The 14,540-nt window shown below is 52.6% G+C and carries 15 protein-coding genes; 10 read left to right on the forward strand and 5 right to left on the reverse strand.

The features are described from left to right. Window positions 1–157: 157 nt before the first annotated feature. The 4 genes from HKT17_RS06240 to HKT17_RS06255 form a co-directional block, all read right to left on the reverse strand. A complete protein-coding gene (locus tag HKT17_RS06240) occupies window positions 158–1,813 on the reverse strand; it encodes a PhoH family protein (protein ID WP_171098651.1) in 1,656 nt (551 codons plus the stop codon). A 67-nt stretch (window positions 1,814–1,880) separates the two neighbouring features. Continuing rightward, a complete protein-coding gene (locus tag HKT17_RS06245; RefSeq protein WP_171098653.1) occupies window positions 1,881–2,351 on the reverse strand; it encodes a peroxiredoxin in 471 nt (156 codons plus the stop codon). Window positions 2,352–2,443: 92 nt separating this feature from the next. Further along, entirely contained in the window at window positions 2,444–2,815 is a 372-nt protein-coding gene (locus tag HKT17_RS06250) for an SMR family transporter (protein WP_105028845.1), read from the reverse strand. Continuing rightward, a complete protein-coding gene (locus HKT17_RS06255; protein ID WP_105028846.1) occupies window positions 2,812–3,189 on the reverse strand; it encodes an Mth938-like domain-containing protein in 378 nt (125 codons plus the stop codon). Before HKT17_RS06255 ends, HKT17_RS06250 begins: the two co-directional genes overlap by 4 nt. A gap of 129 nt (window positions 3,190–3,318) precedes the next feature. Between HKT17_RS06255 and HKT17_RS06260 the strand changes: the two genes are divergently transcribed. The 10 genes from HKT17_RS06260 to HKT17_RS06305 all read left to right on the forward strand — a co-directional run bounded on the left by HKT17_RS06260 (window position 3,319) and on the right by HKT17_RS06305 (window position 13,784). Beyond that, the gene (locus HKT17_RS06260; RefSeq protein ID WP_171098655.1) at window positions 3,319–4,545 is read left to right on the forward strand and encodes a pyridoxal phosphate-dependent aminotransferase; all 1,227 of its coding nucleotides are present in this window, start codon (window positions 3,319–3,321) and stop codon (window positions 4,543–4,545) included. 7 nt (window positions 4,546–4,552) lie between these two features. Continuing rightward, entirely contained in the window at window positions 4,553–5,866 is a 1,314-nt protein-coding gene (locus HKT17_RS06265) for a homoserine dehydrogenase (RefSeq protein ID WP_171098658.1), read from the forward strand. Between the two features lies 1 nt (window position 5,867). Then, window positions 5,868–7,283, forward strand: a complete 1,416-nt coding sequence (gene thrC / locus HKT17_RS06270) for a threonine synthase (RefSeq protein ID WP_105028849.1) — start codon at window positions 5,868–5,870, stop codon at window positions 7,281–7,283. A gap of 123 nt (window positions 7,284–7,406) precedes the next feature. After that, a complete protein-coding gene (locus HKT17_RS06275) occupies window positions 7,407–8,819 on the forward strand; it encodes a sigma-54-dependent transcriptional regulator (RefSeq protein WP_171098660.1) in 1,413 nt (470 codons plus the stop codon). Further along, window positions 8,804–10,966, forward strand: coding sequence for a sensor histidine kinase (locus tag HKT17_RS06280; RefSeq protein WP_171098662.1), 2,163 nt, complete (start codon window positions 8,804–8,806; stop codon window positions 10,964–10,966). Before HKT17_RS06275 ends, HKT17_RS06280 begins: the two co-directional genes overlap by 16 nt. Window position 10,967: 1 nt before the next feature. Beyond that, window positions 10,968–11,468, forward strand: a complete 501-nt coding sequence (gene mobB, locus HKT17_RS06285; protein ID WP_105028852.1) for a molybdopterin-guanine dinucleotide biosynthesis protein B — start codon at window positions 10,968–10,970, stop codon at window positions 11,466–11,468. Further along, on the forward strand, window positions 11,461–12,681 hold the full coding sequence (locus HKT17_RS06290) for a molybdopterin molybdotransferase MoeA (protein WP_171098664.1): 1,221 nt from the start codon (window positions 11,461–11,463) through the stop codon (window positions 12,679–12,681). The genes mobB and HKT17_RS06290 overlap by 8 nt, the downstream gene beginning before the upstream one ends. Next, a complete protein-coding gene (gene moaD / locus HKT17_RS06295) occupies window positions 12,678–12,935 on the forward strand; it encodes a molybdopterin converting factor subunit 1 (protein ID WP_171098666.1) in 258 nt (85 codons plus the stop codon). Before HKT17_RS06290 ends, moaD begins: the two co-directional genes overlap by 4 nt. 1 nt (window position 12,936) lies before the next feature. Next, window positions 12,937–13,404: a molybdopterin synthase catalytic subunit MoaE gene (gene moaE, locus HKT17_RS06300; RefSeq protein WP_171098668.1), complete on the forward strand. Its 468-nt coding sequence runs from the start codon at window positions 12,937–12,939 to the stop codon at window positions 13,402–13,404. Beyond that, a complete protein-coding gene (locus HKT17_RS06305; RefSeq protein ID WP_171098670.1) occupies window positions 13,401–13,784 on the forward strand; it encodes a fluoride efflux transporter FluC in 384 nt (127 codons plus the stop codon). Before moaE ends, HKT17_RS06305 begins: the two co-directional genes overlap by 4 nt. Window positions 13,785–13,802: 18 nt before the next feature. On the opposite strand, the gene HKT17_RS06310 is transcribed toward HKT17_RS06305, so the two are convergent. Continuing rightward, window positions 13,803–14,270 carry a rhodanese-like domain-containing protein gene (locus HKT17_RS06310; protein WP_171098671.1) on the reverse strand — a complete coding sequence of 156 codons (468 nt, stop codon included), beginning with the start codon at window positions 14,268–14,270 and terminating at the stop codon, window positions 13,803–13,805. Between the last annotated feature and the right edge of the window lie 270 nt (window positions 14,271–14,540).

Raw genomic sequence — 14,540 nt, forward strand, 5'->3', positions numbered from 1 at the left:
CCAGAATATCTCCGGTCTGTTTTGCCGCATTCACAACGCTCGAATTGCTCTCATTCCGCCTTCAAGAAAGGAGACAAAGGCTTTCAGGCTGAGGAGGGCATGCGACTTCGCTAATGCATCAACGGGGCATGTAATTTCTCACATGCCCATCAACACATCAAAGGTTATCTGACGCAAAGTCAGCCAACCTTGAACGCTCACCACGCTGCAGCGTAATGTGCCCTGCATGTGGCCAGCCCTTGAATCGATCCACCACATACGTCAGGCCTGAAGAGCCTTCAGTCAAGTAAGGCGTATCAATTTGCGCCAAGTTACCCAAACAGATTACCTTGGTACCGGGACCGGCCCGTGTGATCAGGGTTTTCATTTGCTTGGGCGACAGGTTTTGCGCTTCATCAATAATCAAAAACTTGTTGATGAAGGTGCGGCCCCGCATGAAGTTCATTGATTTGATGCGGATCTTGGTGCGTATCAAGTCGGTTGTTGCTGAGCGGCCCCAATCGCCACTGCTGGGGTCGGGTTTGTTCAGCACTTCCAGGTTGTCTTCAAAAGCGCCCATCCAGGGGGCCATTTTTTCCTCTTCAGTACCTGGCAAAAAGCCGATGTCTTCACCCACTGGCACGGTGGCGCGGGTCACGATAATTTCAGAGTATTGCTTGCTTTCAAGTACTTGCGACAAACCTGCAGCCAAGGCCAGCAGGGTTTTGCCTGTACCGGCCTGGCCCAACAGCGTCACGAAGTCGCATTCGGGGTTCATCAACAAATTCAGTGCGAAGTTTTGTTCGCGGTTGCGTGCAGTGATGCCCCACACGCTGTTTTTGTTGTGGCTGAAATCCCGCAGGGTTTTCAGCACGGCGGTGCGGCCGCTCACTTCCAGTACTTGAGCGATCAATGGAATACCAGTTTCGCAGTATACAAACTGGTTCACCATCATGTCTTTTACAGCAGGGCCGCTGATGCGGTAAAAGGTGCTTCCGCCTTGCTGCCAGCTTTCAATGCCTTTGCTGTTCTTTTCCCAGAAATCGGCGGGCAATTCCATGATGCCTGAATACAGCAGATCACGGTCTTCCAGCACTTGATCGTTGAAGTAATCCTCGGCCAGCAAGCCCAAGGCGCGGGCCTTGATGCGCATGTTGATGTCTTTCGAGACCAATGCAACTTCGCGATCAGGGTGTTGTTTACTCAGTGCAAACACCACACCCAGAATCTGGTTGTCGGCTTTGCCCACGGGCAAGGTTTTCGGCAGTTCAGCAGCCAACTCGGTGGTTTGTACCAACAAACGTCCAAGGGCGTCCACATTGCCCAGACGGTCCAGTGCCACACCTTTTTCGATGTCCTCGATATTCTCCATCAAGGCATCGAGCGAACGGCTTACTTGCCGTGCGTGGCGGGCCACTTCAGACATGCCTTTTTTGTGGTTGTCCAGTTCTTCCAGCGTAATCAGCGGCAAAAATACATCGTGCTCTTCAAAGCGAAACAGCGAAGTGGGGTCGTGCATCAACACGTTGGTGTCCAGCACAAAAATTTTCTTGCCGGTGTGGGTAACCTGTCGCCTAGTTTTGGCAATGGGCGTGGCCACTGGTTTGCGTGCTTTGCCTGAAGCTGCGGCTGGAACATTTCGGGTGCGGTTTGTCGCGGGCGCCTTGGCTGTGACAGTGTTGTCGGCGGCCAAGGTCAACGGTGCTTTCCCGGTTGTAGTGGTGGTGTCAGATACATCAATTTTTTTGGCCGGCTTTTTGGGTCTGGGTGCCGTGATTGGTGGGATTTCGTTCAGTGTAGTTGCTGGTTTGCTGGGTTCTTTTGGCAGAGGCATTGTCAACGATCTGAAGTAGGAAGCTCATAAATCGCGCGGGGTCGTCACGCCCGCGCCCGTGAGGATATTAGTCCCCGATTGTGCGTACAAAGTCAAGCACCGCTTGCGCATGGCCCGGCACCTTCAAGCCGCGCCACTCCTGCACAAGAATGCCTTTCTTGTTGATTACAAAGGTACTTCTTTCCACGCCACGTACTTGTTTTCCGTACATGTTTTTCATTTTCATCACGTCGAAAATTGTGCATACCTTCTCGTCCGGATCTGAAATCAATTCAAACGGCATTTCCAGTTTGGCTTTGAAGTTTTCATGCGATTTCATGGAATCGCGTGAAACACCAAAAACAAGGCAGTCAGCTTTTAAAAACTCGGGGTGTAGGTCGCGAAAGTTTTCGCCCTCGGTGGTGCAGCCTGGCGTGCTGTCTTTGGGGTAAAAATAAATGATCAGGTTTTTGCCAGTGTGGGCTGACAGGGTAAAATTGCCGCCGCCAGTACAAGCTGCTGAAAAATCAGGCACTTTGCTGTTGACTTCAAGTGACACGGTACTGCTCCCTGAGGTGTGGTGGTTTTGCTGCCGGTGTGCGTGTTTGATTCAGTATAACCACAGCTTTTGACAGCAAAATGCAGGAAGTGTCAGGAACGCGCCAAAAGCGCCACACCCAGTACGATCACCCCGATTGCCACCCAGCGCTGCAGGCTCACAGGTTCATTGAGGAAGTATTGCGCCGCAAAGGCATTGATCACATAACCTATTGCCAGCATGGGGTAGGCCAGTGTTACATCGACCCGTGAAAGCGCCATTAGCCAAATGAGCAGTGAAAATCCGTAGCAAAACAGCCCCAGAATCATTGGCCACTGCAAAAACAAGGCGGACATGGCACCCAGGCTAAGCGCACTGGATGCCTCGATGACGCCCACTTTGTTGGTGGCCATTTTTAACAGCAGCTGGGCCAGCGCATTCAAAATTACGCCCGAGAGCACTAAAATGGCAGCATAGGTGGTCATAGTAAAATCGCGGCAATTACATGCCGGCCTTCACCGATCAAAATGTTGTAAGTGCGGCAGGCAGCCTGGCTGTCCATGTACTCCACCGGGCAGCGTTTGTTGGCGAAAAACTTGCGAATGTCCATGCCGGGAAAAACCTGTTTGGCGCCCGTGCCAATCAGCAGCACTTCCATGCTATCGGGGCACTGGCCATATAGCCACTCGCAGTGGGCCAATTGCAGTGGGCCCGAACCCGCGTTTTCCCAGATTCTGGGGGTGAAATCAGTGCCAAACACCACGCTTTCAGTTTGAAGCCTGCCGCTGATCACGACACCTTCTTCGTCATACCGCTGAACGACGAATTGATTGTCGAGCGATTCAGGTTGAAATTTCATTCGAAAGATGCTCCAGGATGGGGCCAAACCCTAGCAGGCATTGGCCTAAACGGTTAAATTATAAGACTTTGCGCAAGCAAAAGAATAAGCAAATTAATAACCAACACAACAATCCACACACAGGTCGACATGAAACCCATTCTCAAATCTGCCAAGCTGGCCAATGTTTGCTACGACATCCGCGGACCGGTGATGCAGCGAGCGCGCCAGCTGGAAGAGGAAGGGCACCGCATCCTGAAGCTGAACATCGGCAATTTGGCACCTTTTGGTTTTGAAGCACCCGATGAGGTTCGGCAAGATGTGATCATGAATCTGGGCGATGCCTCGGGCTACAGCGACAGCAAGGGCTTGTTTGCAGCGCGCAAAGCCATCATGCATTACACCCAGCAAAAGAAAATCAAGGGTGTAACGCTCGACGACATCATTGTGGGCAATGGTGTATCCGAGCTGATCGTGATGAGCATGCAGGGCTTACTGAACAACGGCGATGAAGTACTGGTGCCCGCGCCCGATTACCCTTTGTGGACAGCTGCCGTGAGTATTTCCGGCGGTACGCCACGCCATTACCTGTGCGATGAGCAAAGCGATTGGTACCCCGACACCAAGCACCTGCGCAGCCTGATCAATGAAAAAACCAAGGCCATGGTGATCATCAACCCCAACAACCCCACGGGCGCTTTGTATCCCGAGGAGGTGTTGCAGGAATTGGTACAAATTGCCCGTGAACACCAACTCATTATTTTCGCAGACGAGATTTACGACAAAATGTTGTATGACGGCGCGGAGCACACCTCGATTGCTTCGCTGGCCGACGACGTGCTCTTCATCACCATGAACGGCTTGTCCAAAAACTACCGCGCATGTGGTTACAGGGCAGGTTGGATGGTCATTTCTGGCGACAAACGCCATGCCACCGATTACATCGACGGTTTGGGCATCATGGCCTCCATGCGCCTGTGTGCCAACGTACCAGGCCAGTACGCCATTCAAACTTCGCTGGGTGGCTATCAAAGCATCGATGATTTGGTGGGGCCCGGCGGGCGCCTTACCCGTCAGCGTGACCTCGCTTACGATCTGATGACTTCCATTCCAGGCGTCACTTGTGTGAAGCCCAAAGCAGCGCTTTATCTGTTTCCGCGCCTGGACCCCAAAATTTATCCCATCAAGAATGACCAGCGCTTTGTGCTGGAGTTACTGGAGGCTGAAAAGGTACTTGTGGTGCAGGGCACAGGCTTTAATTGGATCAATCCGGATCATTTCCGGGTGGTTTTCCTACCCAACACCGATGATTTGACGGACGCAGTTGGTAGAATTGCACGCTTCCTGGAAAGTTATCGAAAACAACACCTTGGCTGATTTAAAAATGAACAAACCTCTACGAGTGGCCCTGCTGGGTTTGGGTACTGTCGGTTCTGGCACATTCAATGTGTTGAACACCAATGCGAGTGAAATTGAGCGTCGTGTGGGTTTTCCCATTCAGATCAAAGTCATCGCCGACCTGAACACCGATAAAGCGCGCGAACTGGCTGGTCCCGGCGTTGAGGTGTTGGGTGATGCATTCGAGGCAGTCAAGCGCGACGACATCGACGTGGTGGTTGAATTGATCGGTGGTTACACCATTGCCAAGCAACTGGTGCTGGCTGCGATCAATGCGGGCAAGCATGTGGTCACGGCCAACAAGGCTTTGCTGGCTGTGCATGGTGATGAAATTTTTGCTGCGGCTGAAGCCAAGAATGTGATGGTGGCTTTTGAAGCGGCAGTGGCTGGTGGCATTCCTGTGATCAAGTCGATCAAGGAAGGGCTGGCCGCCAACAAGATTGAATATGTAGCGGGCATCATCAACGGCACCTGCAATTTCATTTTGTCAGAAATGCGTGACAAAGGCCTGCCCTTTGCCGATGTCTTGGCCCAAGCCCAGGCATTCGGCTACGCCGAAGCCGACCCCACATTTGACATAGAGGGTGTGGATGCAGCCCACAAAATCAGCCTGCTGAGCTCGTTGGCTTTTGGCGTCCCTGTTCAGTTCGAGAAAGCCTACATTGAAGGCATTACCAAGCTGACCAAGGAAGACATCCAGTTTGCAGAGCAATTGGGCTACCGCGTTAAACTTTTGGGAATTGCCAAGCGCACCGATCAAGGCATTGAGTTGCGCGTTCACCCCACGCTTATTCCTGGCAAGCGCTTGATCGCCAATGTGGAAGGTGTCATGAATGCAGTGTTGGTGAAAGCCAATGCTGTAGGCCCAACCCTGTACTACGGCGCTGGCGCTGGCAGTTTGCCCACAGCCTCGGCTGTGGTGGCCGACCTTATCGAAATTGCGCGCGCAAGCCAGGCTCCTTTGGCCAGCCGCGTGCCCGTGTTGGCTTTCCAGAAAGAAGGCATTCAAAACCTGGATGTGTTGCCTATGGAGAAGGTGGTGACTGCCTTCTACTTGCGCTTGGCGGTAGACGACAAACCTGGTGTGCTGGCCGAGGTCACTCGCTTGCTGGCCGACAACCAAATTTCAATTGAAGCCATGATTCAGCGCCAGGCCACCAGCGAAAAAGAAACCGCTGAAATTGTGTTGCTGACCCACCGCTGTGTGGAAGGTGATGTGAACAAGGCCATCGCAAAAATCGAGGCTTTGGATAGCGTTCATGGCCCCTTGACCCGAATTCGCGTAGAGGACTTGAGCTGAAATGAAATACTTCAGCAGCCGTGGGGGCATGGATCCCCAAGATTTCTCTGAAATTTTGCTGGAAGGTTTGGCACCCGATGGTGGTTTGGCCGTGCCTGAGTTTTATCCGCAAGTGGCTTTGCACGTGCTGGAAAGCTGGAAACACCTCAGCTACGGTGAACTGGCATTTGAGGTATTAAAGCCTTATGCCACCGACATTCCAGAAGCCGACCTGAAAGCGCTGACCACCAAAACCTACACCAAGGCCGTGTATGGCACCGAAGAAATTACGCCGGTGCGCGAACTGTTCGATGGCATGAAGGTGTTGGAGCTTTCAAACGGCCCCACGCTGGCTTTCAAAGACATGGCCATGCAGTTGCTGGGAAACCTGTTTGAATACCAGTTGGCTCGCACCAACCGCGAATTGAACATTCTCGGTGCCACCAGCGGCGACACGGGTTCGGCGGCCGAATATGCCATGCGCGGCAAGAAAGGCGTGCGGGTGTTCATGTTGAGCCCGGCCGGCAAAATGAGCGCATTTCAACGCGCCCAAATGTACAGCCTGCAAGACCCGAACATTTTCAACATTGCCATTGAAGGTTTGTTCGATGATTGCCAGGACATTGTGAAGGCGGTGAGCGAAGACCTTGAATACAAGGCACGCCAGAAAATTGGCACGGTGAATTCCATCAATTGGGGTCGCATTTCTGCTCAGGTGGTGTATTACTTCAATGCTTACCTGCGCACCGCCGAAAAGATAGGCGACCCGGTCAGCTTCGCAGTGCCGTCCGGTAACTTTGGCAACGTGCTGGCTGGTCACATTGCCCGGCAAATGGGCCTGCCCATTCGCAAGTTGATCGTAGCCACCAATGAAAACAATGTGTTGGACGAATTCTTTAAAACCGGCGTGTACCGTCCGCGCAAATCGGCGGAAACCTACATCACCTCCAGCCCGTCCATGGACATTTCGAAGGCCTCGAACTTTGAACGATTTGTATACGATTTGTTGGGTCGTGATCCCAAGGCCTTGAAAGCTTTGTGGCAAGACTTGGCTGCGAATGGTCAATTCGATCTTTCCGAAGATCCACGTTTCAAGCGGGTTGAAGAAGACTTTGGTTTTCAGTCTGGTTCATCGAATCACCAAAACCGCCTGGACACCATCAAGGAAGTTTTCGCCCGGACGGGTACCTTGATTGACACCCACACGGCCGATGCCGTGAAAGTGGCCCGCGATCTTGTGGAGCCTGGCGTACCTATGGTCATTCTTGAAACCGCCCTGGCGGTGAAGTTTGCGGAAACCATTGAAGAAGCCACTGGCCAAACACCGCCAGTGCCCGCGCAGTTCCAGGGCATTGAAAAGTTGCCTCAGCGGGTTGTTGAAATGCCCATATCCGTTGAACAGGTCAAAACGTTCATTGCCGAGAATACCGGGCTGTAAGCCCACCAAAAGCACATTTCAAACAATCGTTTGCCTGCAAGTAATAGGGTTTACCTAACTTGCAGGTCCAAACGGAATCATGAACAATGGCAAGGTTAAGTAACACCCCGTGAAGCCACTGTTTTGACCTCTCACTCCAACACTGTCGACCTCCCCAAAGTTGCCGCAGGCCAAGGCATAGATGCCCAGCCGAGAAAGGGTTTGTCTGCGCTGGCGGTGGATGATGAGCCCGGCATGCGCCATTTTCTGGAAAAGGCGCTCGAAACCCGTTTTGCCCGTGTAGACACCGCAGGTTCTGTTGAAATGGCCCAAGCCCTGTTCGACGGCCATGACTACAGCACCGTGGTGCTGGATGTGAGCCTGCCTGGTAAAAGTGGCCTGCAATGGTTAAACGAATTGCGCCAGGGGGGCTACGAGGGCGATGTGATTTTAATCACCGGCTATGCCGACATGGACACCGCCATTGGCGCACTGCGCGCGGGTGCGCAAGATTTCCTGCAAAAACCGTTTCGAATCGACCAGCTTTGGTACGCGCTTGATCGCGCCGCGGATCAAAACCGTTTGAAACGTGAAAACTTTGTGCTGAAACGCGCGGTTTCAAACTTGCAGCAGAATGAACAGGTGATGGTGGGTGAAAGCCCGATTGTGCGCCAACTCCGAAAGCTTGTGGCCAAAGTGGCTCCCACCGATTCCACTGTGTTGCTCACGGGTGAGTCTGGCTCGGGCAAAGAAGTATTGGCCCGAACGCTGCATGGCATGAGCCTGCGCAGTGAGCGGCCGTTTGTGCCAATCAACTGTGGCGCCATCTCTCCAGAATTGATTGAAAGCGAGTTGTTTGGTCATGCCAAGGGCGCTTTCACGGGTGCCAATGAATCCCATCAGGGCTTGTTCTACTACGCGCAGGGCGGCACCCTGTTTCTTGATGAAATTGGCGAATTGCCGCTCAGCATGCAAACCAAATTGCTTCGCGTGCTCGAAGACCGGCGAATTCGCCCGGTGGGCAGCACCAAGGAAGTGGACGTGGATGTTCGTATTGTGGCTGCGACCAACGTAAACCTGGATGTGGAAGTGAAGCGAGGGCGGTTTCGGCAAGACTTGTACTACCGCTTGCAGGTGATGCCGATTGAAATGCCACCGTTGCGCAGCCGCCCCGAGGACATTGAGCTTCTGGCCAATTACTTCATCAAGGTGTTTGCCAAAAAGCTGCGTATTGATCCCCTGAAAATAAGCCCGGACATGCTGGCCCGCCTTCAAGCCTACGAATGGCCAGGCAATGTGCGGGAGCTACGCAACTTCATCGAACGTTCATTGATTCTGGGTTATTTCCCCAAAGAAGATTTGCCTTTGAATCTGGATCTGGATGAACGCGAGCACACTGCTGAAGACCCCCAGAATGAGTCGCTTGAGCAGGTCGAAAAGGCGCATATTCTTCGCGTATTGAATGCCTGCAGTGGCAATAAATCCGAGGCAGCGCGCCGCTTGGGCGTGTCCCGAAAAACACTTGAACGAAAGTGCATGGCGTGGAGCCAAGAATAGGTCAGCGGCCATTTCCGCCACGCGGGCATTTTTGGCCCAGCCACTGGACTGTTAAAACCAAACTGGTTGTTACAGCCTGCATCCCTTTGCTGGTGCTTGTTCCAATTGTGGCCATGCTGGTGTGGTCAGCGGGGCAGGCCGCTTACACAAAAATCCTGATTTCGAAAGTTCGCAGTGATCTGGTACTCGCCCAGCAAGAATTCACCGATGTGCAGGAAAGCAAATCACTGGCTTTGAAATCCTGGTCTGAGAGCGCCTATCTTCGGAATTTGCTGAACCAGCGGGGCGGCAAGCTGAACAACAAAGACCTTCAGGCGCAGGCTGAGCGACTCGGTTTTGCCTACCTGCGTTTGATCAGTCCAACTGGCATGGTGGTGAATTCGTTTCCCCCACGCTTGCCATACATGCTTGACTCCGAGGTACAAAAGTCGGTGAAGTTTCGCGAGTCGGGCAGCTACACCGTGTTGCTCTCGAACAAAGAGCTGATGGATATTTCTCCCGATCTCGCCTCGCGTGCGGTGCAGGCGATTATCCCCACCTCCAATGCTAGTCCCTCACCCAAAAGCACCGAGAACCGTGGTTTGGTCGTTCAGGTGCTGCAACCTGTTTTCAACAATGGAAACATGTTGGGGTACCTGGAAGGCGGCTTGCTGTTGAACGGTAACCTGGGTTTGGTGGATGAAATCAACAACCTGATTTATTCGCCAAACACCTTGCTGGAAGGCTCAATTGGCACCACCACCATTTTCCTTGAAGATGTGCGAGTGGCGACCACGGTTCGTCGCGACGGCGAACTGCGCGCGCTGGGCACACGTGTGTCCGATGTGGTTCGGCAAAGTGTTTTGGGCCGGGGTGAGGTGTGGCTGGAACGCGCATTCGTCGTGAACGACTGGTATGTGGCAGCTTATGCACCACTGCTTAGCCCCGAGGGTGCACGAATCGGCATGTTTTATGTGGGCTTTCTGGAAGCCCCTTATGCCAATATAAAAACACAACTGCTGATTTTGTTTTTGTTGGCGGTGGGGGCGGCCATGGTGTTGGGTGCCATGATGGTGGTGCGTTTGACATCCGGAATTTTTTACCCACTTCGCCGCATGAATTACATTATGAGCTTGCAGGAACGTGGCGATACTGCGGCGCGTGTGGGAGACCTTCGCCGTGAAGACGAATTTGCTGACCTGGCCAATCATTTTGATGCGCTGCTGGATCAACTGGATGCACGGCGCAGCGAACTGCTCGGCTTGAATGAGCAACTGGATGAGCGTGTGCGACAGCGAACTGCCGACCTGCAGGCTGCAAATCAAAAACTTCATCAGGCAGTGGAGCAGTTGCTGGCCTCAGAGAAGCTAGCGGCCTTGGGGCAGTTAACTGCGGGTATCGCACATGAGTTCAATAATCCGTTGGCGATCATGATGGGGCATCTGGATTTGATTCGCATTACCCTGAACGATCCAGAAAGCCTTAAAACCGTGCGTTTGCTGGATGAGCAGGTACACCGCATGCGCAACATTGTGCAAAAGCTGCTGCAGTTTTGCAGGCCCGATGAATACGCTTCCTACACCGAAGAAATCAATGTCAACGAAATCATTCAGGACAGTATTCTGTTTGTTCGAAATGAAATTGACATGGCTCGTGCGCAACTGAAGTTTGATTTTTCTGCGCAACAAACGGTTCAATTCAGTAAAACCGAGTTGCAGCAGGTCATGGTCAATTTGTTGATTAATGCAACCCACGCTCTGGAAGGACAGTTCGACGCCCAATTTGCAGCATTGAACGAGGGCCCCACCATTTCAATAAAAACTGCCGATGTTCGCTTAAGTGACGGACAGCCAGCTGTGCAAATTCTGGTGCAAAACAACGGAGAAGCGATTCCCTCCGATCGTTTGCAGCTTATTTTCAAAATGTTCTACACCAGCAAGCAGGCAGGTCGTGGAACCGGGCTGGGTTTGCCCGTGTCTCGCATGTTGGTGCAACGTTATGGTGGCGATTTGTGGGCCACCAGCCCGGTACTGCCTGAAGTTGAGCCACAATTCGGTGCATGTTTTGAAATTGTATTGCGTTGCAAGGCACGCCCATCCGCAGATATTTTGAAAGAAACAGGTCAGCAACTGTTGTTGATCGAAAAGCAATTGTCAGAAGGAAACTGAAGTGCCCAAGGTGTTTGGCTTTGCCGGATTTTCCGGCGTGGGTAAAACCACATTGATTGAACAGCTCTTGCCCATTCTGATTGGTGAGGGAGTTCGGGTGTCTGTCATCAAACATGCGCACCATGATTTTGACATTGACCGGCCGGGTAAAGACTCCTACAGACATCGCGAGGCAGGTGCCTACGAAGTACTGATTACCGCCAACAAACGTTGGGTGTTGATGCACGAGCTGCGCGACGAAGCGGAGCCCACACTCGAGGATCAACTTGAAAAATTGTCGCCCTGTGACTTGGTCATTGTTGAGGGATTCAAGCGGGCGGATATTCCCAAAATTGAAATTTGGCGCGAGGCCAATGGCAAGCCCATGTTGTATCCTCAAGACCCGAATATTATTGCTGTGGCCTGCGACACCGAAATTGAGTGCCGCGGTTTGCCCATTCTTCCCTTGAATGACCCAGCTTCGATTGCGCAATTCATCTTGAAACGGTTCGTGAATGATTGATTTGAATGACTTGCTTGAGCAGGTGTGGCCCATGGCCACCCAGCAGGCAGTACCGACTGAATCTGTCAGTTTGAACAACGCCCTTGGCCGGGTGTTGGCACAGGATGTTTTTTCCAGTTTGAATGTGCCGCAACACGACAATAGCGGCATGGATGGTTACGCGGTTTGTTGCACTGATATTCAACCATCCCGGCGTTTTCAGATTTCCCAACGTGTGCCCGCAGGTGCCTCTCCCCAACCCTTGCAGCCTGGCACTGTGGCTCGAATCTTTACCGGCGCACCAATTCCTCCCGGCGCGGATTCCGTGGTAATGCAGGAAGACGTGGTGGTGAATGACGATGGCAGCGTCACATTCAGCGCTTTGCCAAAATCAGGGCAATGGATACGGCGCGCAGGTGAAGACATTGCAAGTGGGCAGGTAGTGCTGTCCCAAGGCACACGACTCGATGCCATTCATGTGGGCTTGCTTGCGTCCATTGGTGTACCCACCGTGTCGGTCAACAGGCGCTTGAAAGTAGGTGTAATGGTTACTGGCAGTGAGCTTCAAAGCCCAGGTCAGCTTTTACAGCTGGGTCAAATCTACAATTCCAATGAGTATGTGTGGTGCGGTCTTCTTGAAGCCATGCACGCCGATGTGCGCTCGGTAGGTATTGTTCCCGATAACTTTGAGGCCACATGCGCTGCGCTTGAATCCCTGGCCGATTGTGATGCCGTAATCAGCTCGGGCGGTGTGTCGGTGGGTGAGGAGGACCATGTGAAACCTGCGATCGAAAAAGTGGGTCAACTGCGGTCATGGAAAGTGGCCATGAAGCCGGGCAAGCCGATTGCATTTGGCCACATCAATCGACAAGATGGCGGGCAAAGCTGGTTTTTTGGCTTGCCAGGCAACCCTGTTTCCAGTGCAGTGGCTTTTCAACTGATCGTGAAGCCTTTTTTGAGTTTGCTGGAAGGACAAGGTCTCGCGGAGGTGGATTGGCGCTTGCGCACGAGAAAAGTTCAGGCTGCGTTTACCTGGCCCACACCTGATTCTCGCCGCGAGGAGTTTTTGCGGGCGGATGTACAATCGGACAAGGCGAGTTTGTTTGCAAACCAAAGTTCTGGGGTATTAACCTCGCTGGCCAGATCCAGCGGCCTGGTCAGGCTGGCCAAAGGGCAGCAGGTAAACCCGGGTGATTGGGTCGATTACGTGTCGTATCAGGATTTGATGAAATGAAAGTAAAAGTGCGGTTTTTCGCCAGTTTGAAAGAACAGTTTGGGCAGGATAGCCTTGAGGTAAACTCGGCATTTTCGCCTGCAACTGTGGGTGGTTTGCGCACCCATTTGTGTGCGCAGTACCCGGATTTTGCCAAGGCTGTTTCAGAAGTCGGGCGTTTGCGTGCGGCGGTGAACCAAGACATGGCCGACGACGAAACCCCGGTGGGCGAGCAGGCTGAGGTTGCCTTTTTCCCGCCTGTGACAGGGGGTTGAAATGAAACGCTCCAAGGTAATGGTTCAAGAAAATGACTTTGACGTGGCTGAGGAAATTCGGTGGCTTCGCCAGGGTTTGCCCGAAATTGGTGCAGTGGCCACTTTTATTGGCACTGTGCGTGACATCAACGACAACAGTACCGTAAGAGCCATGACGCTGGAACATTATCCGGGCATGACAGAAAAAGCACTCGAGAATATTCTGAAGGTGGCTGACGGGCGGTTCGAAATCACCTCTGCCACGATTATCCACCGCGTAGGCCCCCTGTATCCCGAAGATCAAATCGTGTTTGCCGCAGCCACCAGCGAGCACCGTCAGCAGGCGTTTCTTGCTTGTGAATTCATCATGGATTATTTGAAAACCGAGGCTCCTTTCTGGAAAAAAGAAGACACACCCGAAGGCGCGCGCTGGGTGTCTGCCCGTGACAGTGACGACACTGCCAAAGAGCGCTGGGAGCAAATGCAGTGAATGCGCTTAGTGCACTGGCTGTGTTTGTTGGGGCCGGCCTGGGTGGGGTGGGGCGGTATGGGCTTGGTATTTTGTTGGCCCAACCCGCCTGGTTGCCCTTTGCTGTAGGTACGCTTGCAGTGAATTTGATAGGTGGCTTTTTGGCTGGAGCACTGTTTGCAACCGTGGGGTCAGCGTGGCTGAAGTCCAACCCCTTGGGATTGTTTCTCATGACAGGCGTGTTGGGTGGCCTTACCACCTTCTCGGCTTTCACCGCCGAAGGCGCTAATCTGCTATTGGACAAGCCCTTGCTAGCCCTGGGTCACGCCCTCGTTCATGTGCTGGGGTGTTTGGCTGCATTCTTTATGGCAGGAAAGTTATTTGGTCTTTTCGGGCAATAAATCCGCTTCTTACGCGGCTTAATGTTGTTCCCAAGGCAGCCCGTGAAAACGCCAGCCATTGATGCTTGAGCGCTGGTGAAAGTCATTCTTGTCACCTTCAAATCCTTCCAGCACATTGATTGCATACTCAAAACCGTGCTTGGCCGCCAAAGTGGCCGCGTGGTGCGATCTGGCCCCGCTTCGGCAGATGAAAAGCACTGGTTGGTGTTTTTCAACCCGTGCCTCAATTTGGGCAATGAAATCGGCATTGCGTATTCCGTCGGGATAATTGTTCCACTCGACGTGGAACGACCGGTCTTCAGAAAAACTCACTTGTCCGACCCAGTCCAGCTCGGCATCGGTTCGCACATCGATCAACACAGCGTTTTCATCGGTATTCAGCAACTCCCAAGCCTCTTTTGGGGTTAGCGCGCCCAAATAGCCCAGCCCTTTTTCGGAGGCATATTGTTTGGCCAGTTCGATTAACTGTTCTGAAGTGGATGTCATGAACGTGGAGATGCAAATGATTGATTGATGAGTGTATTGTAATACAAGCATTCGATCGATTAGGCTAAATACTAATTTGCACCACTGTGGTGCATGTTGCACAAATATGGTGCAAAAGTTGGAAAGGTGATTCAAAGGAAGTCGCCTGAAACCTTGATTTGGGGTTACTCACTTCTTGGTATGGTCTTTGCTTTATCCCTCCACGTTGAAGATTGAATTCGCGCTGAGCGTCATATATAGCGGCATCGAACGTGCTATTGTTTCGCTTAA

The organism is Limnobacter sp. SAORIC-580 (assembly GCF_013004065.1).
Classification (GTDB): Bacteria; Pseudomonadota; Gammaproteobacteria; order Burkholderiales; family Burkholderiaceae_B; genus Limnobacter; species Limnobacter profundi.

Coding starts and splice junctions, on each gene's coding strand:
- HKT17_RS06240 (WP_171098651.1), bottom strand. CDS start 1,813: ATGCCTCTGCCAAAAGAACCCAGCAAACCAGCAACTACACTGAACGAA.
- HKT17_RS06250 (WP_105028845.1), bottom strand. CDS start 2,815: ATGACCACCTATGCTGCCATTTTAGTGCTCTCGGGCGTAATTTTGAAT.
- HKT17_RS06255 (WP_105028846.1), bottom strand. CDS start 3,189: ATGAAATTTCAACCTGAATCGCTCGACAATCAATTCGTCGTTCAGCGG.
- HKT17_RS06260 (WP_171098655.1), top strand. CDS start 3,319: ATGAAACCCATTCTCAAATCTGCCAAGCTGGCCAATGTTTGCTACGAC.
- HKT17_RS06265 (WP_171098658.1), top strand. CDS start 4,553: ATGAACAAACCTCTACGAGTGGCCCTGCTGGGTTTGGGTACTGTCGGT.
- thrC (WP_105028849.1), top strand. CDS start 5,868: ATGAAATACTTCAGCAGCCGTGGGGGCATGGATCCCCAAGATTTCTCT.
- HKT17_RS06290 (WP_171098664.1), top strand. CDS start 11,461: ATGATTGATTTGAATGACTTGCTTGAGCAGGTGTGGCCCATGGCCACC.
- moaD (WP_171098666.1), top strand. CDS start 12,678: ATGAAAGTAAAAGTGCGGTTTTTCGCCAGTTTGAAAGAACAGTTTGGG.
- moaE (WP_171098668.1), top strand. CDS start 12,937: ATGAAACGCTCCAAGGTAATGGTTCAAGAAAATGACTTTGACGTGGCT.
- HKT17_RS06310 (WP_171098671.1), bottom strand. CDS start 14,270: ATGACATCCACTTCAGAACAGTTAATCGAACTGGCCAAACAATATGCC.